The 25,401-nt window shown below is 34.3% G+C and carries 29 protein-coding genes, 1 other RNA gene and 1 riboswitch; of the genes, 9 read left to right on the forward strand and 21 right to left on the reverse strand.

Annotation, left to right across the window (positions count from 1 at the left end; genetic code table 11):
* Positions 1-6: 6 nt before the first annotated feature.
* The 13 genes from LPC09_RS15760 to LPC09_RS15820 all read right to left on the reverse strand — a co-directional run bounded on the left by LPC09_RS15760 (position 7) and on the right by LPC09_RS15820 (position 13,626).
* Positions 7-1,320, reverse strand: a complete 1,314-nt coding sequence (locus tag LPC09_RS15760) for a nucleobase:cation symporter-2 family protein (protein ID WP_231307746.1) — start codon at positions 1,318-1,320, stop codon at positions 7-9.
* Complete coding sequence (locus tag LPC09_RS15765) at positions 1,317-1,910, reverse strand: xanthine phosphoribosyltransferase (protein WP_231307747.1); 594 nt, start codon at positions 1,908-1,910, stop codon at positions 1,317-1,319. Before LPC09_RS15765 ends, LPC09_RS15760 begins: the two co-directional genes overlap by 4 nt.
* A 179-nt stretch (positions 1,911-2,089) precedes the next feature.
* Positions 2,090-2,191, reverse strand: a riboswitch (purine riboswitch).
* A gap of 132 nt (positions 2,192-2,323) precedes the next feature.
* Positions 2,324-3,829 (reverse strand): carboxypeptidase M32, encoded by a 1,506-nt coding sequence (locus LPC09_RS15770; RefSeq protein WP_231307748.1) that lies wholly within the window; start codon positions 3,827-3,829, stop codon positions 2,324-2,326.
* A gap of 123 nt (positions 3,830-3,952) precedes the next feature.
* Positions 3,953-5,875: an ATP-dependent DNA helicase gene (locus LPC09_RS15775; RefSeq protein WP_231307749.1), complete on the reverse strand. Its 1,923-nt coding sequence runs from the start codon at positions 5,873-5,875 to the stop codon at positions 3,953-3,955.
* Positions 5,876-6,023: 148 nt separating this feature from the next.
* A complete protein-coding gene (locus tag LPC09_RS15780; RefSeq protein WP_231307750.1) occupies positions 6,024-6,224 on the reverse strand; it encodes a hypothetical protein in 201 nt (66 codons plus the stop codon).
* A 138-nt stretch (positions 6,225-6,362) separates the two neighbouring features.
* A complete protein-coding gene (locus tag LPC09_RS15785) occupies positions 6,363-6,548 on the reverse strand; it encodes a hypothetical protein (RefSeq protein WP_231307751.1) in 186 nt (61 codons plus the stop codon).
* Positions 6,549-6,621: 73 nt separating this feature from the next.
* Complete coding sequence (locus LPC09_RS15790; RefSeq protein ID WP_231307752.1) at positions 6,622-7,764, reverse strand: THUMP domain-containing class I SAM-dependent RNA methyltransferase; 1,143 nt, start codon at positions 7,762-7,764, stop codon at positions 6,622-6,624.
* 169 nt (positions 7,765-7,933) lie between these two features.
* An RNA gene (rnpB, locus tag LPC09_RS15795) (RNase P RNA component class B) lies at positions 7,934-8,324 on the reverse strand.
* Positions 8,325-8,393: 69 nt separating this feature from the next.
* Positions 8,394-8,693 (reverse strand): cell division regulator GpsB, encoded by a 300-nt coding sequence (gene gpsB / locus LPC09_RS15800; RefSeq protein ID WP_098796104.1) that lies wholly within the window; start codon positions 8,691-8,693, stop codon positions 8,394-8,396.
* An 81-nt stretch (positions 8,694-8,774) separates the two neighbouring features.
* A complete protein-coding gene (locus LPC09_RS15805; RefSeq protein WP_231307753.1) occupies positions 8,775-9,356 on the reverse strand; it encodes an SLOG family protein in 582 nt (193 codons plus the stop codon).
* A gap of 143 nt (positions 9,357-9,499) precedes the next feature.
* A complete protein-coding gene (locus LPC09_RS15810) occupies positions 9,500-9,769 on the reverse strand; it encodes a CotD family spore coat protein (protein ID WP_231307754.1) in 270 nt (89 codons plus the stop codon).
* Between the two features lie 310 nt (positions 9,770-10,079).
* Positions 10,080-11,351 (reverse strand): ribonuclease H-like domain-containing protein, encoded by a 1,272-nt coding sequence (locus LPC09_RS15815; protein WP_231307755.1) that lies wholly within the window; start codon positions 11,349-11,351, stop codon positions 10,080-10,082.
* Complete coding sequence (locus LPC09_RS15820; protein WP_231307756.1) at positions 11,335-13,626, reverse strand: DEAD/DEAH box helicase; 2,292 nt, start codon at positions 13,624-13,626, stop codon at positions 11,335-11,337. Before LPC09_RS15820 ends, LPC09_RS15815 begins: the two co-directional genes overlap by 17 nt.
* 216 nt (positions 13,627-13,842) lie before the next feature.
* Between LPC09_RS15820 and LPC09_RS15825 the strand changes: the two genes are divergently transcribed.
* The 5 genes from LPC09_RS15825 to LPC09_RS27410 all read left to right on the forward strand — a co-directional run bounded on the left by LPC09_RS15825 (position 13,843) and on the right by LPC09_RS27410 (position 15,431).
* Positions 13,843-14,325 (forward strand): Hsp20/alpha crystallin family protein, encoded by a 483-nt coding sequence (locus LPC09_RS15825; protein WP_231307757.1) that lies wholly within the window; start codon positions 13,843-13,845, stop codon positions 14,323-14,325.
* Between the two features lie 262 nt (positions 14,326-14,587).
* Positions 14,588-14,776, forward strand: coding sequence for a hypothetical protein (locus LPC09_RS15830; protein WP_231307758.1), 189 nt, complete (start codon positions 14,588-14,590; stop codon positions 14,774-14,776).
* A 5-nt stretch (positions 14,777-14,781) separates the two neighbouring features.
* Positions 14,782-15,030: a sigma-G-dependent sporulation-specific acid-soluble spore protein CsgA gene (locus LPC09_RS15835; protein ID WP_121662552.1), complete on the forward strand. Its 249-nt coding sequence runs from the start codon at positions 14,782-14,784 to the stop codon at positions 15,028-15,030.
* Between the two features lie 19 nt (positions 15,031-15,049).
* A complete protein-coding gene (locus tag LPC09_RS15840) occupies positions 15,050-15,310 on the forward strand; it encodes an Acb2/Tad1 domain-containing protein (protein ID WP_231307759.1) in 261 nt (86 codons plus the stop codon).
* On the forward strand, positions 15,297-15,431 hold the full coding sequence (locus LPC09_RS27410) for a hypothetical protein (RefSeq protein WP_269217396.1): 135 nt from the start codon (positions 15,297-15,299) through the stop codon (positions 15,429-15,431). The genes LPC09_RS15840 and LPC09_RS27410 overlap by 14 nt, the downstream gene beginning before the upstream one ends.
* Before the next feature lie 49 nt (positions 15,432-15,480).
* Here LPC09_RS27410 and LPC09_RS15845 read toward each other — a convergent pair whose 3' ends face one another.
* Entirely contained in the window at positions 15,481-15,927 is a 447-nt protein-coding gene (locus LPC09_RS15845) for a YppG family protein (RefSeq protein WP_231307760.1), read from the reverse strand.
* Between the two features lie 168 nt (positions 15,928-16,095).
* Between LPC09_RS15845 and LPC09_RS15850 the strand changes: the two genes are divergently transcribed.
* Positions 16,096-16,260: a hypothetical protein gene (locus LPC09_RS15850; protein ID WP_162987402.1), complete on the forward strand. Its 165-nt coding sequence runs from the start codon at positions 16,096-16,098 to the stop codon at positions 16,258-16,260.
* 48 nt (positions 16,261-16,308) lie between these two features.
* Here LPC09_RS15850 and LPC09_RS15855 read toward each other — a convergent pair whose 3' ends face one another.
* Both LPC09_RS15855 and LPC09_RS15860 read right to left on the reverse strand, forming a co-directional pair.
* Positions 16,309-16,683, reverse strand: coding sequence for a DUF1798 family protein (locus LPC09_RS15855; RefSeq protein ID WP_162987403.1), 375 nt, complete (start codon positions 16,681-16,683; stop codon positions 16,309-16,311).
* A 58-nt stretch (positions 16,684-16,741) separates the two neighbouring features.
* Positions 16,742-16,996, reverse strand: a complete 255-nt coding sequence (locus LPC09_RS15860; protein WP_121662556.1) for a hypothetical protein — start codon at positions 16,994-16,996, stop codon at positions 16,742-16,744.
* A gap of 174 nt (positions 16,997-17,170) precedes the next feature.
* Here LPC09_RS15860 and LPC09_RS15865 point away from each other — a divergent pair, with 174 nt between their 5' ends.
* Positions 17,171-17,269 (forward strand): spore protein, encoded by a 99-nt coding sequence (locus LPC09_RS15865; protein ID WP_218975609.1) that lies wholly within the window; start codon positions 17,171-17,173, stop codon positions 17,267-17,269.
* Positions 17,270-17,337: 68 nt separating this feature from the next.
* Here the strand turns inward: LPC09_RS15865 and LPC09_RS15870 are convergent, their stop codons facing one another.
* Positions 17,338-18,294, reverse strand: a complete 957-nt coding sequence (locus tag LPC09_RS15870) for a DUF2515 family protein (protein ID WP_331275813.1) — start codon at positions 18,292-18,294, stop codon at positions 17,338-17,340.
* A gap of 168 nt (positions 18,295-18,462) precedes the next feature.
* Between LPC09_RS15870 and recU the strand changes: the two genes are divergently transcribed.
* The gene (recU, locus tag LPC09_RS15875) at positions 18,463-19,053 is read left to right on the forward strand and encodes a Holliday junction resolvase RecU (RefSeq protein ID WP_269217442.1); all 591 of its coding nucleotides are present in this window, start codon (positions 18,463-18,465) and stop codon (positions 19,051-19,053) included.
* Positions 19,054-19,128: 75 nt separating this feature from the next.
* Positions 19,129-21,759 carry a penicillin-binding protein 1A gene (locus LPC09_RS15880; protein ID WP_098796116.1) on the forward strand — a complete coding sequence of 877 codons (2,631 nt, stop codon included), beginning with the start codon at positions 19,129-19,131 and terminating at the stop codon, positions 21,757-21,759.
* A gap of 92 nt (positions 21,760-21,851) precedes the next feature.
* Here LPC09_RS15880 and LPC09_RS15885 read toward each other — a convergent pair whose 3' ends face one another.
* The 4 genes from LPC09_RS15885 to asnS all read right to left on the reverse strand — a co-directional run bounded on the left by LPC09_RS15885 (position 21,852) and on the right by asnS (position 25,275).
* Positions 21,852-22,382, reverse strand: a complete 531-nt coding sequence (locus LPC09_RS15885) for a YpoC family protein (RefSeq protein WP_098796117.1) — start codon at positions 22,380-22,382, stop codon at positions 21,852-21,854.
* Positions 22,372-23,037 carry an endonuclease III gene (gene nth, locus LPC09_RS15890; RefSeq protein WP_098796118.1) on the reverse strand — a complete coding sequence of 222 codons (666 nt, stop codon included), beginning with the start codon at positions 23,035-23,037 and terminating at the stop codon, positions 22,372-22,374. The genes LPC09_RS15885 and nth overlap by 11 nt, the downstream gene beginning before the upstream one ends.
* A 71-nt stretch (positions 23,038-23,108) precedes the next feature.
* Positions 23,109-23,813 (reverse strand): DnaD domain-containing protein, encoded by a 705-nt coding sequence (locus LPC09_RS15895; RefSeq protein WP_098796119.1) that lies wholly within the window; start codon positions 23,811-23,813, stop codon positions 23,109-23,111.
* Positions 23,814-23,982: 169 nt separating this feature from the next.
* Positions 23,983-25,275 carry an asparagine--tRNA ligase gene (asnS, locus tag LPC09_RS15900; RefSeq protein ID WP_098796120.1) on the reverse strand — a complete coding sequence of 431 codons (1,293 nt, stop codon included), beginning with the start codon at positions 25,273-25,275 and terminating at the stop codon, positions 23,983-23,985.
* Positions 25,276-25,401: the final 126 nt, after the last annotated feature.

Here is a 25,401-nt window from a genome sequence, read left to right on the forward strand (position 1 = left end):
ACAACTTTAAGAAGCCTGACTCTGTAACACAGTCTCTTGTTCTCGCTTTTGTTTTTGACTTGATGGAATAATATTAAAAATGATATTCAATAATATGGCTGTTACACTTCCTGCTACAATGCCGCTATTCGTTAAAATTTTTACAGACTCTGGTAAACCTGCAAAGATTTCAGGAACAACTGTAACACCAAGTCCTAAACCAACAGAGCAAGCAACAATCAGTAAATTTTCTTGTGATGCAAAAGAAACTTGTCCTAACATTTTAATTCCATACGCAACGACCATTCCAAACATCGCAACCATTGCTCCACCTAGTACAGATGACGGAATGATTGTAGCTAATGCTGCGATTTTTGGAACAAGACCTAATCCAATTAACATACCAGCAGTAATATAAATTACACGGTTTGTTTTAATCCCTGACATTTGTACAAGCCCGACATTTTGTGAAAATGCCGTATATGGAAAAGCATTGAAAATAGCTCCAAGCATATAAGCAACGCCCTCTGCACGATATCCACGAGCTAAGTCTTTCTCATTAATCTTTTTCTTACAGATATCTGATAATGCAAAATATACTCCTGTTGATTCAACCATGCTGACAATGGCAACGATTGTCATTGTTAAGATCGGAGCTAGTTCAAATGATGGTGTTCCAAAATAAAATGGCTTTCCTATATTAAACCAAGATGCCTCTGAAACAGGTTGAAGATCTACCATTCCCATGAAACCAGCTGCAATAGTACCTGCAATAATTCCTATTAAGATTGAAATTGCTCTAATAAAGCCTGTAAAAAAACGATTTAATAGAATGATTAAGATTAAAACCCCAAAAGCTAAAAGAAGATTTTCAGTAGATCCAAAGTCTGTACTACCCTCTCCTCCTGCCATATTATTCATTGCAACTGGTATTAGTGTAATACCAATAATTGTAACAACTGATCCAGTTACAACTGGAGGAAAAAATCTTACCAGTTTACCAAATATAGAAGATATTAAAATTACGATAAGTCCAGACATGAGTATTGCTCCATAAATAGATGAAACACCATATTCTGTTCCAATTGCAATCATTGGCCCTACTGCTGTAAACGTGCAACCAAGAACAACAGGTAATCCAATTCCAAAAAAGCGATTCTTCCATACTTGTAAGAATGTTGCGATTCCGCACATAAAAATATCAATGGCAACTAAATATGTTAACTGAGCACCCGTTAAACCTATTGCACTTCCAACAATTAACGGTACTACAACAGCTCCTGCATACATTGCTAGAACATGTTGAATTCCTAAAGAAAAATCTTTTAATGAATGCTTCATGATGTAACCTCCTCAAGTTTTTCAACAAAATTTACTTTGCCATCTACTAATGACGCTATTTTTGCTAATGATTCTACTCGATATCCCAATTCTTTTAATTCAGCTGCTCCTTTTTGGAATGACTTTTCAATGACAATTCCAAATCCTATTACAGATGCACCTGATTGTTTAACGATGTCAATTAGTCCTTTTGCCGCTTCACCATTTGCTAAAAAATCATCAATAATTAAAACATTGTCAGTTTTATCTAAAAATTGATGTGAAACAGAGATCGTATTTTCTTCTTGTTTTGTAAAAGAATAAACAGTAGATACTAATAGATTATCTGTTAATGTAAGAGACATCTTTTTTCTAGCAAATATCACTTTCACTCCAAGCTCCAACGCTGCCATAACAGCTGGAGGAATTCCCGACGATTCAATAGTAACAATCTTTGTAATTCCTTCGTTTTTAAAGCGTTCAGCAAACTCTAAACCTATTTCTTTCATAAGCTCTGGATCAATTTGATGATTAAGAAATGAATCAACTTTTAATACACCGTCAGAAAGAACAATACCTTCGTTTTCGATTTTTCTTCTAAGCAGCTCCATTTTTTTCCTCCTAACGTCTTTCCATTTCATAGACTCTTTTTCCGTCATAACGATCATAAATTCGCTCTAGCTTCTTACCCTTAGATTATTATCGAGAATAAAATAAAAAAGCGGCATTGCTTCCACTATAAGTGAAGCAATGCCGCTTTCATTACATACTAATACATCAAATGAAATGTGCAACAAGAAACTCCACTCATAGTCGAACAATTTACGGTTATTCGGTAGAAACTTGCGGGCCATATCCCTGCGATTATATGAGTGCTATGTAATTAATTCAAATTATAACAATATATCATTATTTTGCAAATACTTTTTGATCAAAACACGAACTTTTTTATAGTATTTTTTAAAAATATTCGTAAAATCAACAAAGGAGCGGCATTCTCCGCTCCTCTTTCTATTAAAATACCTTATAAATTGTAGATTCCTTTATATTTCTGTTCAAGATAGTCAATTAAATATTGGGCATTTAATTCTTCACCTGTAACATCCTTTAGGATTTCTAAAGGTTCTTTTGTTCGTCCATACTGATGTATTTGCTTTGTTAACCATCCTTTAATCACATCAAATCGACCTGTTTCAATTAACTCATCATAATTTGGCATTTCTTTCAACATTGCATTTTTAATTTGTGCAGCATACATATACCCTAATGCATAGGATGGGAAATACCCGAAGCTTCCTCCAGCCCAATGTACATCCTGTAAAACACCTTGTGCGTCATTTGGTGGGACGATCCCAAGGTATTCTTCATATTTATCATTCCAAATCTTCGGCAATTCTTCAACGCTTATTTCATCATTAAACAATGCTTTTTCGATTTCATATCGAACCATTACATGTAACGCATACGTTAATTCATCTGCTTCGATACGAATCAAAGATGGTTTTGATTCATTAATCGCTTCATAAAATTCATCAAGACTTATTCCCTCGAATTGTTCAGGTGAAAAATCTTTAAGACTCTGATAGTAACGTTGCCAAAAGTGTTTATTTCTTCCTACAAAATTTTCATAAAATAGAGATTGTGATTCATGTATGCCCATAGAAGTACCACTACATAATAAAGTACCTTCTAATTCTTCTGAAATATTTTGCTCATAAATAGCATGACCACATTCGTGAATTGTACCAAATATAGCTGTACGGAAATCTTTTTCATCATACTTTGTTGTTACACGTACATCATTACGATTAAGGGTAATTTCAAAAGGATGAACAGTTTCATCTAATCTACCAGCTTGAAAATCATAACCAATTTCTTTTAATAAAAATTCACTTAATCTTCTCTGATTTTCTTTTGGAAAATGATTAAGGAGAAAATCTGTCTTAGGCTTATATTCAGTATCTGAAATTGCCTTTACTAAAGGGACGATACGTTCTCTAACTTGTGAAAACACTCGGTCCAATACTTCAACAGTTACCCCTGGTTCATATTCATTTAATAGCGTATTGTACTTATGTCCTTCATAGCCCCAATATTCAATTAGTTTTTTGTTGTAATCAACTAATTTTTGTAAGTAAGGTGCAAACATTTGAAAGTCTGATTGTTCCTTTGCTTGTTCCCAAACAGATTCAGCCTTTGAGCATAGAATAACATATTCTTGATATTCCTTAGGTGGTATTACTTTGTTTTTCTTATATTCCTTTTTTAATAACTCTACTGCCTTCTTTGTGACAAACTGAAGGTTTCCATAAACATCTTCCTGTGACAGTGTTGTGAGATACTCGTTCATTTTATCTGAAACAAGCATTTCAAATGCTTCAGAAGAAAGCATTCCAATTACTTCAGATCGTTGTTCTACACCTTTTTTAGGAGCACCAGTACGCATATCCCAATACATAACACTAATTGCTTCATCATATGCTTTCATTTTTTTTATGTATTCCAAAAACTCTTTTTCTATTTGTATCATTCCCGCCACACTCCCTTTGTTTATGTACTATCTAAGCGTATAAAGCCGTTGAATGTTTGTCAACGAATTTTAAATTAAGGTTATAGTCTAACTTTAAAGATAGGAAGAAGCCATAGCTTCAACCTATTTAAATGTTGGAGGAACAGGTAATACAGATTTTATATGATCCAAAACATCCTGATCTTGATCGTTATAAAAAATTGTAATTGAGCCTTTATCGTCACTAGTTCGAATTAATCTACCAATGCCTTGTCTCAGCCTTAATATCATGTACGGAAGTTCGACTTCTTTATATGGATCTTGTTTATCTGATTTTTTCGCCTCAAAGACAGGATCGTCCGGAGGGTAGGGTAACGACCAGATAATAACATTAGAGAGTGATGGCCCTGGAATGTCTAGACCTTCCCATAAATGAACAGCACATAATACAGAGTGTTCGTTTTGCTGAAACTCTTTCACTAAAGAACTGATTTCCTGATCTCCTTCAAACAATAATGGATACGAAAAGCTATAATCAACCATTCTTTCCTTAAACCATTTTATTTCTTTTTGAGATGTAAAGAGAATAAGACCTCTGCCTTCTGTTTTATTCAATTCCTCTAAAGTTTTTCCCAATTTTTTCTCAAGTTGATTTTCTTTCAACATTTGAATGTTCATTTGCTCATCATAATCAAAAGGCGAATCAACAGAAAGTGATAAATAATCATGTACACCTATGCTGTTTGCTATAAAGTCAAATGATTTATTTTCAGATAATGTAGCTGAAGAAAAAACAATTGGCATTTTTTTAGAGAAGACTTTTTCTTTTAAAACTTCTTCTACTTTTTTAGGCATAATAACTAAAGTATATTCATCACCTTTTACTTCTACCCAGCTAACTGCATTTGAGTTTCTATTATATAGGGATAATGAATATTCCATTTGATCAATAAACTCTTCCACAATTTTCAATTCATATTCTCCAATTGTGTACATCTCACCTTCGAAAACAAGGGCTTCACTAATTTCGGATAACTTTGATTGTAATTGTTTAGAAGTTTTTTGCAGCTTTGCTTTTTGCTCAATCCGTAATCGGTTAGAGCCTTCAACAACACTTGTACATTGTTGTAAATCATCAAAAAACATATCATTTACAGCAAGTGCATCTTCTACTAAATATGCTAATTCTTCACGAATTTCATTTTGTAATAATCTCTCGAGAAAGATTTGTAATGTACTTTGCTTTACTCGATATGTTAATGCTTTTTGTGCAGCATACTCTAGTAAGTGACCTTCATCAAACACAACACTACTATAATCCGGGAGTAAAGGAATTTGACCTTCTCTTTTCCGGGAATCATACGTCCAAATATGTTCCATAAAATAATCATGTGAACATACAATAAGGTCAGTTGCTTTTCGATAATAATCACGAGACAATGTTAATCCACAACGATGTCTTTGCGAACAAGTAGAACAATCTTGAAAAGGATCCCAACCAACATTTTCCCATTCCTCATCTGAAAAATGACCAAATTCTTTTCGATCTCCGTAGGCCGAGAACTGTTGCATCCCCGCTTTTTCATGAACGAAATCCGGCAGTGATTGATATAAATCTAGATACTTCTCTTCTCCAGTTCGTTGAATAACATTGTCTAATTTATTTAAGCATAAATATTGACTATGAGTTTTACTTAGCCTTACGTCCATATTCAATTCTAGATGCTTAGATAACTTCGCAATGTCACCTTCCTGTTTAACAAGCTGTTCAATTAACGTTTCATCTGCACATGCTATAATCGCCGGTTTACCTGTATATCTAGCATAAGATAAGGCATAAAGCAGGTAGACAATCGTTTTTCCAGTCCCAACACCAGCTTCAGCAAACATGACCTTCTTCTCTTGAAATGCTTTTTCAAGCTGAAAAGCCATGAAAATTTGTTCATCTCTTAACTCAAACCCTTGATCTGGAAGAATATCATAAAAAACATCTCCTATCCAATTATTCAAGGCTTGGTAAAAGCTCTCATCCTTTGATATGGTAAAAGGCAAACGTGATGTTACCATAAACGCTACCTCCACATTCAGTTTCAAATTTATCGCAAATAATAATTATCATATTATATAGTTAAAAAGTCAATTCATATGACTGTAATAGTATGTAAAAAAGAGATAAAAAAGAGGCAGCCACTACGGCTACACAATGTTCCACTTATTATAACTCGTTGTCAAAAAGCGATTCTATTATTAATTTAGGATCAATCGATGTAGCAACCGAAAGAGCTCTCATCATATCCTCTTTCGCTTGCCCTAACTGCAAAATCACGTCTGAATAATCACTTACTTGGTTCTCTAACGATTTTTCAGTTGAGAAAAGCGCCTTTGAAATTAACTCAAATTCTTGTTGGTCATACATTTCTTTTCCACCTCTCAAAATAACGAAATCTAAAATTCAAGGGAACTTTATTAGATTTCACAATACTGAAAGGATTTATTCGTTTTCAAGTTTACCACAAATTTGTAAACCTTAAAAAAGTAAAAAACGAAGAGCCTATTACTCTTCGTTTTCTACCTTTTTAAAGCCCTGTTGAAGTAATTCATTTGTTAATTCATCATGATTTACAATATAATATGTACTACCTTCATCATTAGTAATAATAATTTCTGTCGGACTTGCGTCAACACGAGCTGCCTCTATGTCAAAATACTTCTGACCAAGTTTATCTGAAATTGATGACATTTTGTCCACCTCCTTATTATCCCATTATATCAGGATCATCTATTTTTGAGTTATATCATTTTTCACATTTTTTCTAACCTTTTCGTGGTGGACGAACATTTGACCAATATTGATAAAAGTCTGTTTTAATGAAGCCATTAAAAAGCTTACGTTTTTTTGTTGCAGGTTTACCATAAAGCTGTTCAAAACCTTCATGAGAAGTAAGCATATATATGCTCCAAGTATCTAAAGATGCGAAAGCTTGTCCCATTTCTTTATACATTTGTTCCACTTCTCTTTTTTCTCCAAGTCGTTCTCCATAAGGAGGATTTCCAACGATAACCCCAAACTCTTTTGTTGTTGTAAAATCTTTGACCTGCATTTGCTTAAATGAAATGATATCTGCAAACCCAGCTTCTTCAGCATTCCCCTGTGCAATGTTTACCATTCTATGGTCAATATCACTAGCTTGAATATCTAATGGCTGATCATAGTTAGCTTTATCCTCTACTTCTTGTCTTGCAAGATTCCATTTGTCTTTTCCGATCCAACCCCAAGCTTCAGAAACAAATTCCCTGTTAAATCCTGGTGCAATATTTTGTCCAATAAGAGCTGCTTCAATTGGTATTGTACCTGAACCACAAAACGGATCTACAAACGGACGGTCTGGTGTCCATCGTGTTAATAGGACAAGAGCAGCAGCAAGAGTTTCCTTTAACGGAGCTCCCCCTTGGTCAATGCGAAAGCCTCGTTTATGAAGTCCTGTACCACTAGCATCTATCGTGATGGTTGCAACATCTTTTAGCAGCGCAACTTCTACACGATAAAAAGGACCATCTTCACTAAGCCAACCTTCCTTTTTATAATGTGATTTTAACTTTTCAACAATCGCTTTTTTCACAATTCCTTGGCAATCTGGTACACTTGCTAATGTTGATTTAACTGATTTTCCGATAACAGGAAACTCAGCATTTTCCGGGAGAAAATCTCCCCAATTTAATGCTTTAGTTTTTTCAAAAAGCTCATCAAATGTTTTTGCCTTAAACTCTCCAACCTTAATTTTAATTCGGTCAGCGGTTCTGAGCCATAAGTTGGAACGACAAATCGCTAATTCATCTGCCTCAAACGTTACCTTACCGTTCTCAATTGAACATTCATACCCTAAATCTTTCACTTCTTTACCTACAATCGCTTCAAGACCCATTGCAGATGTTGCAATAAGAGTTAATTTACTCATCTTTTGACACCCTACCTTATATCTATCTATTTATTCGTTTATCACAATCTCTACTATGTATATCCTGAACCATTTCATCCAATTATATCCAACAAACTTATGTAAATAAAAAGGGACTGATATCATCAGTCCCTGTTGTTTACTGTTGTTATACTGATTTCCAATAACGTTCGATAAGCCATGTTTTGTTCCATCGTACTTCAAACGGCATGAGCCTCGTACTCAGGTGGTAATCATCTATCTACAAAAGCAAATTGCTTTTGTCCTTCTCTTCGTTCAATTCCTCCAAGAAGGTGCCCCTACCATAATTTGGGTTTCTCGCTCGTGGGGTTTACCTCGTTCCACTCTTACGATTTCTCGCAAGACTCCGTCACTGTGGCACTTTCAAGGTATTCAAGCCATATCCATAAGGACTTAGGCTTTTTCCCTGCCGTCAGCCAAGTAAACTTAACTGCCCTAGCTTATGAATTCGCTAGGCACGAACACTACGGGCATCTCAGCACCGTGCGAGCATGGACTTTCCTCTACAATCCTAAAGACTGCAGCGATTACCTGAACGTTATTAACGAAACAGTAAACTCAGTATACCTAATATTTGAAGATAATACAAGTGGAAATAACTAGGAGATTTAATCGTATAGTTTACTTCCAAACACGTGCTTTTCAAGGTTAGATAAACGTTTTAAAATATCGAAGTTTGTTGTATTTGTTTGTACTGGTGTTTGCTTCTTATATGTATCATCAAGCTGCTTTTTAAGACGCAAATTTTCTTGTTGCAGATCTTCATATTCTTGATGAAAGGTTTCATAATCCTTAATAACCAAATCCAAAAATTTATCAACTTCTTCTTGTTTATAACCTCGTACACCTGTTTTAAATTCTTTTTCTAATATTTCTTTCGCTGTCAATTTCATTTTATCCGAAAGCATATCTTCACCTCATTATAACGAAGTAATCAACTTATATTTTTTCAGAAATCCTGTTACTTGTCAATTTCAATTATATTTTCCTTAAAAAAACATATGTATTCTTTTACCAAAAATCTTGTTTTTTGAATTTTCCTCTTCTACTATTGTTTCTAGTTCAGAGAAATCAATCATGTTTATTGTGTAGGGTGTAGTTTGTTGCTTTTTTCGAGCTGTTTCTAATAAATATTTAGGAGAACCTTCTTTTTCTTCATCATAAACTAAAAGTACACCATCACTTTTATGGACAAGAAATTCATTTTTCTGGCGAAATTGAACAGGACTTTCATATTCTCTTTTTGTTATACTATCAACAATATCTGCTTGTGAGAGAATAAACTCATAATATTCTTGATTTGCTTCATTCCACTTTGACTCTTGATTTAAAAAAGGAGTTAAAACAGCTAACTTGAGATCTGAATATTGAAGTTGCAAATCAAACACAACTTCCGCAGCCCACAACTCTACACCCATTTGTCCGCTGATGATCACCCATTCTAGCCCTTCCTCCACAAAGCCTTGTAACGTTTTTTCGATTGCCTTTTTAATATAAGTAACAGCTTGGTCGTCATTTTTAAAAATACCGAGTTCAAATGATTTGTAACCTGATATTGTTAAAACCTTCACTTTTATCACCTAATCATTATTTAAATTAATACCTTTCATTATACTTATATTTCAGGCTGAAATGTATAAAAGATCCTTATCGCCCTATATTTCGTTAATTACAGAAAAGGGAGCTGAATACAGCTCCCTAAAGCTTCAAATTATTACCCAAAGAATGGACCAGGGCCAAATCCTGGACGTGGACGTGGACCAAATCCTGGTGTTGGACAATAAACATTAAAGTGTTGGTGTGATACCTCATTCTCAAAAGATTGAGTTTGAGGGAAATAGTGTTGATGCTTATAGAATTCATGATTTACATTTGTTGTGTGTTGTGGATGAATGTGTGGTACGATTGTTTCAGAATAGCTATTATTTACACAGTGTTTTGTTGGGTGTACAATTGGTGCCATAACTTTTGGTTTGCAATGCATGTAGCATTTCTCCTTTCATCTTTTATCATGTCTTACACTTTTAACCTATGATGAAAGTTACCTACATGTACTAAGGCAAGCACCTAATTTTTATAGAAAAGTATAGAAACTGTCTTTAAAATTCGTAAAAATAACAATTGTTAAGACGATTACAATAAAAAATAAGTATAATACGCTTTTATACAAAGTTGCTCTTCTCCCTTGTTAAGAACTAATTACAACCACTTATTTTACATGGTTCACCATAATCCTACAATTGTTATTTAATAAATCTGTTAAAATTCATACTTTTGTCAAAAAAATGGCGAAATTACTCAGTTTCTGCGCTTGCCCGGGGAATATTTTTGGAAAATTTCCTCTTTAAGCGATTTTGTCTGTTTAAGATGTCATTTTCATCGATAAACGACAGCGTTTCTTTACATTCTTTGAAAAGAATATACATTTCTTCAGTATGTTTTGTTGCTTTTTGCAAGTCTTTTTCTTTATGTTCATAATACTTTGCAAGTTCTTCTAAAGCCCTTATTGCCACTTTCCCTTTTGATCCTTCTACAATTTCATTCCATAAGTTGATTGCCTGTTTCCATTCCTTTTGTTTCTTATAAAGGAGGGCTAATGCATATTTTGCTTCTACATCTTGCTTTGTGGATTTTTCCATAAGACTTTTGTAAGCATCTAATGCTGAAGATTGATCACCTACATAATCTAACCAACGAGCAACTTCATAATGCTCGGAATCTGTAGCCTTATCATTTGTGCTCAATAGTTTATAAGATAAATGGATATATAATGTGATAAGAGAGAGCACATCTATTTCATTATGCTTTAAAACTCCCATAATAATTTCGGGCTTTTGCTGTTTTACAAACTGAAAATAAATCATTGGAGCTAAAAAGCCAGGAATATCATTTTCTCGATAAATCCCAAGAACATCATTTTCGACTTTGGCGAGTCTTACTGACTCGAGCTCCTTTTTCCAAAGCCTTCGTGCAGCATGAAATAGATCAAAGTGACCAAATGCAGGAAGTTTTGGTACTAACTCTCGAATTAAAGTATGGCGGGTTTTCACCTGAGGCCAATCAAAGGCTTTACCATTATAGGTGACAAGTGTTTTACTATTAATCCCCTCCAAAAAGCTTTGATAAAGCGCAACTTCATTACCTGGTTTTGGTAGCAAATATTGTTTCACAACCACCCGATCCTCCAGAACTTGAGCTTGCCCCAACAAAAAAATGGTGTTTCCCGCTCCCCCACCAAGTCCGGTCGTTTCCGTATCAAAGAAAAACAAATCACTTGCCTGGTGATCTTTAGAGGAAAGCGGATGCTTTAAATCACTTTGATTCCACATAGAAACAACATGTTGAAATTCTTTTAACTGATATTTTCCGTGTTGATAATCCAGTGGATAAATAACTTCTCGAATGAAACAAGTTTGTCCATCATAATGGATGATTTGTGTGTTATGTTCATCCCATAATAATTGTTCTGGGTCATGAGATTGCTGTTGAACATTTTCAGACTTTTGCTCCGTTTCATCTCGAACGACATGCTTTTTAAATCGATTTAGTTTATTTTTTAACGACATTTGCCTCATCCTTTAATTTACTTAAAAGAAAATGGGTGTCTTTTTTGATAGATTCAGTTGAGCTTTCAACACCAACACATGAAGGACATCCAGCATAGCATGGACAATTTTCTATTAATTTAATTGCTTCATTCAAAACATCTAATATTGTTTCATAGATTTTCTTTGATAACCCTACCCCACCTGGATATCGATCATATAGAAAGATTGTTGGTTGATTATTATGAACAGCTTTAATTTGAGCGATTACATGCAAGTCACTTGGATCACACATTACTTTTAACGGTGCAACGTGCTGGAGAACATGTGCTGCTGAAACTAGAGCCTCCTCCAGCCTTTTTTCAGATAAATCAGCTACTGTATTCGAATGAAGACTCATCCATGCTGAATTTGTATGAAGCTCTTCTTCTGGTAGATGAATAGGACCTGATCCTATATTTTCATGAGTATCAAATTTGATTTTTTTAAAGATTGTGGCCATAGCTTGAACCGTCACATCTCCATAGCCATAGTCAACATTCTCCATATGTTTAAGCATATCTTCCTCTAGTACTTTTAATTGAACCGCAAGATTGGCATCCGTGAAATAATCCACATCAACTTCTCTTACAAATGCCTTTTTTTCCTCCCAATCAAGTTTTTCCACTTGAAATTGAACACCTTGATGAAGATAAATTGCCTCATCATGCAGTAATGTCATTGCGCTGAATCGATCCATCTCTCCAATGACCTTCACGTTCGCAATATCAGATTGATCGATAATAATCACATTTTCTTGTGAAGCTGATCGAAGACTTATATTGTGAGCCGGAAATGAATCGTTCATCCAGTGATAGGTTTCATTATTATAGTAAAGCACTCTTTCTTCCGCTAAAAACTGCAGGATATCTTCTAACTCTAACCCATCGAACGTATCACCTTCTCTAAATGGAAGCTCAAAAGCTGCACATTTTAAATGATCTACAAGCACAACTAAATTATCAGGGTTTATGATGGCTGTTTCTGGATTTTGTTCAAAAAAGTATCGTGGATTTTTTATAATGTATTGATCCAGTGGACTGGAGCTAGCAACCATGATAATAACTGCTTCACCTTGCCTTCTTCCAGCTCTTCCGGCCTGTTGCCATGCACTTGCAATAGTTCCAGGATATCCTGTCATAATACAAACTTGTAAACTACCTATATCTACTCCTAATTCAAGGGCGTTGGTACTAACAACACCTAAAATTTCGCCATCTCTTAGACCTCTTTCAATTTCCCTCCGCTGTTTTGGTAAGTAACCCCCTCGGTAACCGCGAATTGATTTTTTTGCTAGTTCATTTTTTATCAATTCTTTTAAATAAGTTAAGATAATCTCAACTCGCACACGGCTGCGAGCAAATACGATTGTCTGGATCTTATTTTTAAGAAATTCTCCTGCTAATCTTCTAACCTCTAAGGTTGCACTTCTTCTAATATTAAGTGGTTTATTGACAATAGGAGGGTTATAAAAAATAAAATGCTTTTTACTGGCTGGGGCACCATTCTTTGAGATGAGTTCCATGTTTGTTCCAGTTAGTGTTTCCGCTAATTCTTTTGGATTAGCAATTGTTGCAGATGTACATATAAACTGCGGGTTACTTCCATAAAACTCACAAATTCTCTTAAGTCGTCTAATGACATTGGCTACATGACTACCAAATATTCCTCGATAAATGTGAAGCTCGTCAATGACTATATATTTTAGATTTTCAAACAGTGAAACCCATTTAGTATGATGCGGTAAAATGGCTGAATGAAGCATATCTGGGTTTGTAATGACTATATGACCTGCTTTTCTTACCCTTTGACGGATTGCCGGTGAAGTGTCTCCATCGTATGTATAAGAATTCAATTGAACTCCCATTTCTTCGATCATTTCATTAATCTCAGATTTTTGATCTTGAGCCAGTGCTTTCGTAGGAAAAAGATATAATGCCCGACTATTTTCATCTTTCAATATATTTTGGATAACAGGCAGGTTATAGCACAATGTTTTTCCTGAAGCAGTTGGAGTAACCGCTACAAAGTTATGCCCTCCACTTGCGAGTTTATAGGCTTCACCTTGATGTGTATACAATTGTGAAATCCCTCTATTTTCTAATGCTAATTTTAAGCGGTGGTCTAGGTCAACCGGCATTTCAACAAGTTCCCCTTCTTTAGGAGGAATCGTATGCCAATGAACAATTTGATCTCTAAAATCGTCATTTGTTTTTAACACATTTAAAATAGTTTCTAATGATTTTCTAAATTCCATTTTTATTCACTACCTTCTAAAGTCTGTAGCTTCACTTCTATTTTAGCGAATAAACGTTCGGAATAAAAGTGGTATTGATTTGAAATTATATATTTCTAACTGTTAACTAATTTTTTAATAACTTAAAAAAGGTAAATAATTACATTCTAGAAATAACGTTTCTAATTCCCTTTTCATATAATACTCTGTCATCACATGTGGTAAGGAGGAGTATTGATGAGAAAGAAAAATGAATTAAATAGAAATAATGAAAATGAGCAGCCTCTAGAACAGCTGGATTTTTTCCAAATTGTTGATCATTTTTTTCGATCAGAGCCATTAAGGCAATTTATGAATGAATTTGATTCTATGTTTGAGGGAGCTTTTCCGCATAAGGCTATCCACGTAAACACTTATGAAACAGACAATAAATGTGTTATTGATTTAAAAATTCCTCCTGTCAAAAAGGAACAGATAAAACTTGAGCTTTATGATCAATATTTAACAATTTCTATTACAAATCGTGAGGAAATTAAAGAATATAATGAACATGCTTCAACATTTAGAAATTATACATCGTTAGATAGCCTGTCAAAAACAATTCTCCTACCATATCCTGTTAAAGAACATGAAATAAAAACTACCTATAAAAACGGTTCATTACTTGTTACAATTCCTAAGAAAACAAAGCAAATTTTAATAGAAGATGATACAAAATAATCATGAGTTAAGGTCTTGATGACCTTAACTATTTTTGTGTGATTTACTTCCATACTTTGGATTCTCTTCAGGTGTAGTATCCTTTGCTAAATCTTTTGCTGATGCAGTAACTTCCGCTTTACTTCCTCTTTTATTTTGCTTCACCTTTATCACCTCTCTTTTATAATGACTTTATTTTCAAAAGTTTACCCAAAGAAAAACCAAAAATTTACGAGAAATTATTACGGTTGATTAGAAACAATAAGAGTGGAGGTGTTTATAAATGACGAAAAAAAATCAACAACTACCTGATTTTAAAGAGTTAAATGATCGCATTATCGCCGAAGCATCGTCTTCTCCTTCCATTGTCATTAAAACTAATTTAGATCAAGAGGATGTGTCAATGGACAATCCATATTCAAATAAGAACACAGCTAACTCTGAAGAATTTAAAAACTTTTTTAAGGAATGATGAAAATGGATTTTACTTTAGGATATTTGCGAGAAGCTTTATCGAACTATGACAGAAGTTCAGTATGTCATAGAATTTATCAAAAGTTGGAAAAAGGTTCGTATGAGAGTGAAAAGGACTTCGTATTAACACTTGAAGATGATGAAGTTCAATTCCTAAATAACATCCTTCCTGATGAAATAAAATACGCCTTTGACGAACAAGACTTTATACGCGGAAATCAATTAAATGAGGTTTATGAACAGTTAATATAGAAGATCATTGGAGGCTCTTATGAACAGAAACAGCAATCATTACATCAACATTAAATTCCAAACAGGTGCCATTGACCGTGAAGGCGTAAATGGTTGTCAAGTTGAAGATGTTATCAGTGTTCTTGTTGACAAGCTTAAATCTCATCAAAATGGTGAATTTGCTTGTCCTGAAAACTCGATAGCCATCTCAAATCTTCAAACAGCAAATTATGCATTAAAAGTAAGAAAAGAAAGACTGGAAAATAACCATGGAGAAACTGAAATCAATGAAACCTTTTAGCACAAAAAAATATTCTAATACAGATGTTGAAGAGGTCAAGCGTCTAAATGCACAGTCGGGTTTATCATATAATGAAGTAAAGCAGCTTCTAGCACAGCACTATCAAAAAGAGAACAAATGAATATAAGCAGTAATGACCCAGTTGATCATACAACTGGGTCTTTTTTACATTATTTAAACATTGATGTTACCCCTTTAAAAAGCCCCCCCATTTGGTTGACAGCGCTCATCATTTGTCCGGCTGTATCCATCATTTTGTTAAAGTCTAATTGTCCGTCAGATTTTTTGAATTGCGAAAGTATATTTTGAAAACCTGATGGTTGCTGCTGTTTAAAATGTGGCATTGGTTTGGGATACGGAGTTGGATATGGATTATTCATATATCCACCACCATTCATGCTTCCTCCATAACCACCTCCATAGGGTTGTTGGTGAGATTGTTGAAAGCCTGGTTGATACCCTTGAAAGTAAGGATTTGCTGACTGATTTGAATATGGATTACTGTTATATGGATTTTGGTAACCAGACATTTGCTGTCCATATGGTGGAAACGTTTGAAAATACTCATTATCTCTCCTTTGAGATCTCCTATTGAAATATGGATATTGTTGTTGCATCCATGGAACCTCCTCTCAGTTATTTCATAAGTTATTACATCATATGATTCAAACGCCTATAAGGTGATAATTTCTAATATTATCCATTCATCTTGAAATATTGATCGATACATGAAGAGTTACAATTTTGCTCATATTAGAAATGAGACATTAAAGGAGGTTTTGACTTTGGCTAGAGGAAAACATTTTAATCATAAAGAAAAAGGACATGAGCCGACGATTCCAAAGCATGGTCAAGAAGTGGCTGGAAAAGAAACAGAACGTGTTGGGTATGATATTGAAATCGTTGGAACTGAAACGGAGCGTCCTGTTAGTATAAAAGTTGAGGAGTAAAAGGCTTTTAACTAATAACAAATTCATTATAAACACAAAAGGACGTCCCTATTTGGAGGCGTCCTTTCTATCCATTTGCTCGATCATTCCGTTTAAAATATATTCAACAGAATGATGAAGGTTATGAAAACGCTGCTTATTAACGTCTTTGTAAAATGATTGAAGAACAACTTGTTCAATATTCTCCATTGCTGAGTCAATTTGAGTAAGATGAATATACTTAGGTTTATATTCTGAGACCCACTTGACGGCCAAAGGCTTCCATTCATTTGCTTTATTCATAACCAGTTCAAAATTTGGTTTAACATCGTCATAAAAATATTCTTCTGTTTTTTCAGGTTTTTCGTTTAATTGTTCAAATCGCTTTTTGCATTCCTCTAAATGCTGAAGAAGTTGTTGAGAGGATATTAATAGTAGTTCCAAAGCTTTCACCTCGAACTTATCATATCAAAACTCTCAGGATAAAGCACATAAGAACTCCTTATAAATTTGTCGCAATGATAGGGAATGGATAATGCTGATATTTATCATTTTTCAAAGGTGTCTCTTGATTGGTAGGGACTTTTGACATTACATTTGATAATTGACAATCAATCTGAACCGCTTGTTTCATCAAATCTTCTTCAATATTTTTAGATAAAATCCGGTTATCCAGCTCTTGTTCCAATTTCATTAGCTCTAGTTCTAACTCCTCTAACTTCTCTTCGATCACACTTTTTTCAATGATATTTTTCAATATTCTCCCTCCTCTTAAAGCTAATATTCGCTCTCATTCTCCCATACCCTTCACACCTGACAAAACTAGTTTTCATTCGGCAAAGAAAATGAAAAAATACAGTTTTCGACAACTTCCTGTGTGTTGAATGGAAATGATGGGTTTCGTGCAAAATAATAGTAGGAGGTGCTAATAATGGCTAAAAAACCGAAAGATAAACAACAAACTGCTCAAGAAAAAGCAAACATTCCTAGTGATAAAAAACTGGATGGACCGAATCGCCCTTCAACTTAAACGATCACAGGAAACCATCATTATCAAAATACTTAAGGTAGCAAGGACAAAAGGTCCTTGCTCTTTTTTCATCCATTTCTCCAATATTCCTGCAAAACCGTAAATAGGTGAAGTTGATCCTGTTTATGCTTAAACCAATCTGTTATCTCATAGTTTTTTGGTATTTTTCTTCTCTTAAACAAATGTTTTGTATTCTGACCATGAAACCAATCCTTTCTAAATCCGTCTAATGTATGAGGGATAATGGGATAAGCGGTTCGTAATAATGGTGTTTCTCGTTTTCTTTTATCAGCAAAGTACTTTTCATAATCATATCTGGAACCTGTATGTGGAACTGTTCTAGCAAAGTTTACAAAGTGTTGATCCATTCCCGAATCAAATAAAAGCCATCCTAAACGTTTTCCTAATTCAATTCGGTTTGTTAGCTTTTCAAAGTTGTAAACAGAAAATCCAAATAACTTTCCTTGTAAAGTTGGGAAAATAACTGTACTAAAATGAAAAAGATCTTGAAATTTATAGGAGGCAGATTTGAAAACTAGTCGTCTGTATGTTTCGTTCATAATAACGGGATGATGAATCACATTTTGTTCATTAATGATTAAAGCAGTCATTAATCGATCTTTTTGACGCTCTTCCCAAAAAAGCCACCATTCTTTTTCCATAAATTTCGAAACCTGAAAATGTGATAAAAGGTGAAAAAGTGGTTTGTTTATTTTCTTTGATAATTGGTAAATAAGTAATTGAGGAAAAGCATCATAAAATATTGTCCAATTTGCTCTTTCATATGTCATAAAGAGCAGACTTCTTTTTTCTTGATTTAACGCTTTCCGAAACCATCTACCCTGTAGGTCTGTCATACTCCAACCTGCATTTCTGGAAACCATGCTAGCTAAAAACGACCACTTTATCTCAGGATGTTTAAAATAAAATTCTTCATATGCTTTGGTTCTGGAAATATTATCAATATTTTTTGTTTTTGTTATTTGTAAAATTTCTGAAACTAATTTTTGTTCATCAAGATCCATATTAATATTATTTGTTTTAGACTTATTAAACATTGGTACACCTCATATTACTAGCGTATCCTAAATAGCACAAAGTACACACATTAACAAAATTGAAACTTTTTAATCATTCCTTTTCAATTTTTTTTGGTATGATAAGAAGTAGTTTTGAAGAGGAGGTAAAATATGATTTTTCGTTATCCTAACGGAAAGCCCTATCAGCCTAAGAATACAACTAAGCAAAAGCAACAGCCTTCTATCGTATATAGCAACAGAGGTATGACTCTTGAAGAAGACTTAAATGAAACGAATAAATACTATTTAGAAAACCAATTAGCTGTCATACATAAAAAACCAACACCTGTTCAGATTGTAAACGTAGATTATCCACGACGAAGTGCAGCTGTTATAAAAGAAGCGTACTTTAAACAAAGCTCAACAACTGACTATAATGGAATTTACAGAGGGAAATATATAGATTTTGAAGCGAAGGAAACAAAGAACAAAACTTCTTTTCCATTACAAAATTTTCATTCACATCAAATTGATCATATGAAAAGTGTATTAAAACAAGATGGAGTTTGTTTTGTCATTTTATCCGCTTTTAATGATTTTTATTACCTTGATGCAAAGCATTTGCTGGTTTTTTGGGAGCGACAGGAAAATGGTGGTCGAAAGTCGATTACTATGGAGGAAATTAAAGATAAAGGTCATATTATTCCTATTGGATATCAAGCAAGGATTGACTATCTTAAGATTATAGATAAACTATATTTTTAAGATACTTTAATTTTAAAATAGTTTATTTTAGCAGGAAGCTTTTTCTAAAAGCTTAAGATGAAAGGTTGGAATTACATGACTGAACAATATAAGAGTCGTGAAGAACGAAGAAAAAAACAGTCTCAAAATAATACTAAGAAAAAAACAAAGAAAAATAAACCAGGGCTATGGAAGAAAATTTTATTAAGTCTTTTGGCAATAGGAATTGTAGGAATGGTTGCTGGAGGAATTACATTTGCAGTTATAGTATCTGATGCTCCACCACTTGATGATAAAAAATTAAAAGATTCATTTTCATCAAAAATATATGATATGAATGGTGAGGAAATTACCGAGTTTGGCCAAGTAAAAAGAACTTACGTCCCATATGATGATATACCTAAAGTACTCGAAAATGCAGTGTTAGCAACTGAGGATGCACGGTTTTATGAACACAGCGGTGTTGATTTTATTCGTATAGGTGGCGCATTTGTTGCAAACGTTCAAGAAGGCTTTGGTGCCGAGGGTGGTAGTACTATCACACAACAAGTAATCAAAAACTCTTTATTAACGAGAGATAAAACAGTTACTCGTAAAGTACAAGAATTATGGCTTGCATTTCAATTAGAACAAAAATATTCAAAACAAGAAATTCTTGAGATGTATCTTAACAAAATTTACTTTCCTGGTAATATATACGGCGTAGCTCAAGCAGCTGAATCATTCTATGGTAAAGAATTAAGTGAATTAGAGCTTCATGAAGCTGCTATGATTGCCGGAATTCCACAGAGTCCAAATAACTATAATCCGAGAACAAATCCGGAAAAAGCTGAAAAGCGACGCAATATTGTTTTAACATTAATGGCAAAACATGGATTTATTACAGAAGCTGAGGCAGAGGAAGCGAAACAGGTTCCTGTCCAATCCACTGTAGTTGAACCTACAGAAAAAGCAAATCCTTATCACGCCTTTGTGGAAGAAGTAATAGAAGAAGTAAAAGAAAAAACAGACCTTGATGCTGGTTCTGCAGGATTGGAAATCTATACAACACTTGATCCAAAAGCACAAGATGCTGTAGAAAATGTCTTAAACGGTGATGTGATGGACTTTCCTGATGAGGAACTTCAAGCAGGTATCACACTTCTAGATACTCAGACAGGAGAAATTCGGGCAATCGGCGGCGGACGCGATCAACCAGTTGGCGGTTATAATTATGCTACAGATACAAGACGTCAGCCTGGTTCTACAATTAAGCCGGTACTTGATTATGGACCAGTTATTGAAGATAAGAAATGGTCTACCCATCATCAAATCGTAGATGAACCATACACATATAGTGACGGAACAAAAATTAATAACTGGGATCGATCCTACAAAGGGCAGATGTCAATTCGACAAGCATTAGCTGATTCAAGAAATATCCCAGCTTTAAAAGCATTACAAGAAGTTGGATTAGATAAAGCGAAGGAATTTGCTCAAGGCCTTGGCATTCCACTTGATGAGATTTATGAGCCTTATGCAATTGGAGGATTCCGAGATGGAGTCTCCCCTCTTCAAATGGCAGGTGCTTTTAGTGCATTCGGGAATAATGGAATTTATATTGAACCACATGCTGTTAAGAAAATTGTTTTAAGTGATGGAACTGAAATCAGCTTAGAACCTGAGCCTGAGGCAGCAATGAGTGATTATACAGCATTTATGGTCACAGATATGATGAAGTCTGTTGTTGAATACGGAACTGGTAAGTCTGTTCAAATATCTGGTGTAAATATTGCTGGAAAAACAGGTACAACTAATTTTAGTGAAGATGACAAAGCAAAATATAATGTGCCTTCTGGTGCAGCAAAGGATGCATGGTTTGTAGGTTATAATCCTAATTACACAGCAGCTGTTTGGACCGGATACAATATATCAGCAGATAGCGAAAAGGTTTATTTAGATTCAAGTGATCAAAAACTAGCAAGAGCAATGTTTAGAGAGGTCTTTTTAGAAGTTGCTAAAGGTGATACTTCTGATTTCGAACAACCTAACAGCGTTGTTCGAGTAGCAGTTGAAAAAGGCTCAATGGACGAAGTTCTTGCAAGTGATTATACTCCTTCTAATCAGATTGCTTATGAATATTATGTAAAAGGCTTCGAACCTAAAAAAGTCTCTAAAAAATATGAAAAGCTCGATAAGCCTTCTGATTTAAACATTAATTATGACCAGGTAACAAATTCAATAAGCATAAACTGGGGTTATAATGAAGATGCATTAGATGATGTATCCTTTGAAGTAAGACAGTCTATTGACGGAGGAGCATATGTAGTTGTTAGTCAATCAGCATCTACTTCATATCAGATAGCAGATGTTTCACCAGGATCTACTTATGCTTTCCAAGTAGTTGCAGTTAGTGGTAATAATCGAAGTGATGCCGCTGCCACTCAACTACAGGTACCAGAACCTGATGTTGACGTACCTGAACTTCCAGGAGATGACGAGGAAGGCCAAAACGAGGATGAACAACAAGAAGATGAAGATTCTGAAGAAGGTAATGGAAATGGGAATGGCAACGGGGGGCAAAACGGTAATGGAAATGGGAATGGTAACGGAAATGGGAATGGGAATGGCAATGGAAATAATAACGATGATGAGAGTGAAGATGACTCTGATCAGGATATAGAAGGCGAACAAACCAATCCTGATGTAGAAACAACTGTACCTCCTACTGAAAACACTGGACAATAATTGTATAGACTATATCGAAAGAACCGATCATTGGGTCGGTTCTTTTCTTATGTAATAAAAAAGGAATTATCCGTTTTCATAGCGAATAATTCCTACAGTTTATTCATTGCAAGAGCCTTGTAAAATGATTTTTCCAGTTCCGCAAAAAGTTGCTCTAACTGAACAAAAGCATGATATTGATATGGGTTATCGATTATAAATTGAAGTCTCTCCTCACAATTTACCGGTTTAAATAGCATAGTATTTATACTCATCGCATTAACTTTAATTGCTTGAACTGATCTTTTGTTCATCCAATGTAAACAAACAATATAAAGTGATAAACATTTTAAAAGTGATTTCTTTTGCAAATCACTTTTATCTCGTTTCATAAATCCTTCCCTAGCCTTTAACATCATTTGTTTCCAAACATTAAACAAAACCGGAACAGATTCTTTCGGATGTTTCCAAGGCAAATTCTCTACTTCTTGTGCTTGTTGTATGGAGAGCATGTCAAAATAAAATGGTTCTTCTAACAAAATTTTTTCATTTACTTCATTGTATAGCTCATAAAAGTGTGTTTGATTTTGAAAAAAAGGTTTACCTCGAAAAACATCAGGTATCTTGTACATTTTATTTTGCATGTGTAGCTTTTCCTTTTTTCATTCTTTTTTGCCCTTCTCTACATAAATGGAGCAGTGGACAAATTTCACATTGTGGAGATTGAGCCTTACAATGGTACCTTCCGAAGAAAATTAATCGATGATGTGTATCTGACCATTCTTCTTTTGGTATTTTTCTCATCAAAGTCTTCTCCACTTCTAATACTGAATCCTTCCATCTGCAAATGCCCAGGCGTTTACTCACCCTTTCTACATGTGTATCAACAGCAATTGCAGGAACACCAAATGCAACTGACATTACAACATTTGCTGTTTTTCTTCCAACTCCAGCTAACTTGGTTAATTCTGTGTGATCATTTGGCACTTCTCCATTATAATGTTCTAACAAGGTTTCACAAAGTTTACGAATGTTCTTAGCTTTATTTCGATATAAACCAATTGACCTGATGTCTGACTGTAATTCCTCTAGTGAGACAGCAAGGTAATCTTCAGGTTTTTTATATTTTTGAAATAAATTTTTTGTTACTTTATTTACTAAAGCATCAGTACATTGAGCAGATAATGCTACCGCTATGACTAATTCAAAAGGATTGTCATGAATTAGTTCACAATGGGCGTCAGGGAACATCTCTGTCATCGTATCTAGACATTCACGTATTTGAACTTTTGTTAACATCTTCTCACCTACTTTTTTACTTGAATTTTTTCATTCAAAAACACTAGAACGTAAGAAAAAGAGCTAAAATTTTAGCTCTCAAGCCAGTTATAAAAGGGAACTTTTCTTTCATAATTTTCTGGATTACTTTGAGTTTTTGACGAAGTGCCCTGATTTTGACGGAACTTTTTAGCATAGTTTCGTGCTTGCTCAATTGTACGAATTCCGTTCTTTTTCCACTCAAACAGAATTCGATCAATATATCTAAAGTTCAATTTTCCTGACATAACTGATTCTCTTAATGCGGCTTTAATAATAACAGGGTCATAATCGTCTTGATCAATCCAGATAGCTAGAGTTTCACACTCAAATGGAGATAGAGGTCGTCCGAATTCATTTTCGAAGATTGTATATAAACTCTCATCCTCTTTTTGATTTTGTTCCTGAGCTTTTTTCTGGCTTTCATTAATTAAATATGTGTATAACTTATCCCATAGTGGTTTAAGCGAATAATATTCAAATAAAATTGTATCTTGTTCACTCTCTTCAATCATTAAGAAGCCTTTTTGTATTAATGTTCTTAAGATAGAAGTACATTCAGATGTTGAAATAGACATATTCTGAGATAGTTCTGTTGGAGTAGGAAATTGGTTCCCGTTCTCCTTATATTTTTTCACTTGTAGAATAAGCATAAATTCAAGTTCATTTAAGCCTAATTTTGCATAATAATTAAAAAGCATAGCCGGAATGCTAACATGTCCTGCTTCTTGGAGAAAAATGAATTGTTCTTTATTCATATTCACACCCCTTACCTTAGTGTAGTATACCATGACAAGTTACTACATTGTATAAAATCAGCTTCGGTTGTTTTTGCCATATAAGGGAATCAACAGCTTTCTTTATTTTATTGTATTTATTCAATAAGAATGAAAAAACCGACTCAGATAGAGTCAGTTTTTTATCTTCTTATGGATAAAGTCTGTTTAATAAGCGAGGGAATGGAATTGTTTCACGAACATGTTCAACTCCACTTAACCATGCTACTGTTCTCTCAAGACCTAGGCCAAATCCAGAATGTGGTACAGAACCATACTTTCTAAGCTGCAGATACCATTCATAAGCTTGTTCGTCTAATTGATGCTCTTCTATGCGTTGTTTAAGTAACTGCTCGTCATGAATACGCTCAGAACCACCAATGATTTCACCATAGCCTTCAGGTGCAATTAAATCTGCACACAGCACAACCTCTTCACGGTTAGGGTCTGGTTGCATATAAAAAGGTTTTAAGCTTGTTGGATAATGTGTGATAAATACAGGTTTATCATAGCTTTCTGCAATTGCTGTTTCATGCGGAGCACCAAAATCGTCTCCCCATTTAATATCTGTAAATCCTTTTTCTTGAAGAAACTTAATTGCATCATCATACGTAATTCTTGGGAAAGGTGCCTTAATTTTTTCTAATTTAGATATATCTCTTCCTAATGTATTAAGTTCAAGAGAACAATTTTCTAGAACACTCTGGGCAATAAATGATACATACGCTTCTTGTACTTGAAGATTATCTTCAAATTCATAAAAAGCCATTTCAGGCTCAATCATCCAAAATTCAATAAGATGGCGGCGTGTTTTTGACTTTTCTGCTCGGAACGTAGGACCAAACGAAAATACCTTTCCTAACGCCATAGCTGCTGCTTCCATATATAATTGACCACTTTGAGATAAATAAGCATCCTCATCAAAGTATTTTGTATGGAATAATTCAGATGTTCCTTCCGGTGCACTTCCTGTTAGAATTGGAGGATCAACTTTAACAAAACCTTCTTTATTAAAAAACTCATATGTTGATCTAATGATTTCGTTTCTAATTTTCATTACTGCATGCTGACGTTTTGAACGAAGCCATAAATGACGATGATCCATTAAAAATTCTGTTCCATGCTCTTTTGGTGTTATAGGATAATCAACAGATTCAGAAATAACGCGAATATTTGTAACTCCTAATTCATAACCAAAGGGAGAACGTTCATCTTCCTTAACGATACCAGATACATAAAGAGAAGTTTCCTGAGTAATAGACTTTGCATTTTGAAATACCTCTTCTGCAACCTCAGCCTTTACTACAACGCCTTGAATAAAGCCTGTACCATCTCTTAATTGAAGAAAAGCAATTTTACCGCTTGAGCGTTTATTTGAAAGCCATGCTCCAATTGTTACTTCTTGTCCAACATATTTTCCAACTTCTGCAATTGTTGTTTTCACGTATAAATTCCCTCCATCAGCTACGATGTCTACTTACTATGTATTTTTCTTCATCATTTAATTATACGTTTTTTATAATATGGTCGCAATGTTTCCAAAATAAGCCGAAACTTTCCGATTATTTCT

Origin of the sequence: Metabacillus sp. B2-18, assembly GCF_021117275.1 — a bacterium.
GTDB lineage: Bacteria > Bacillota > Bacilli > Bacillales > Bacillaceae > Metabacillus.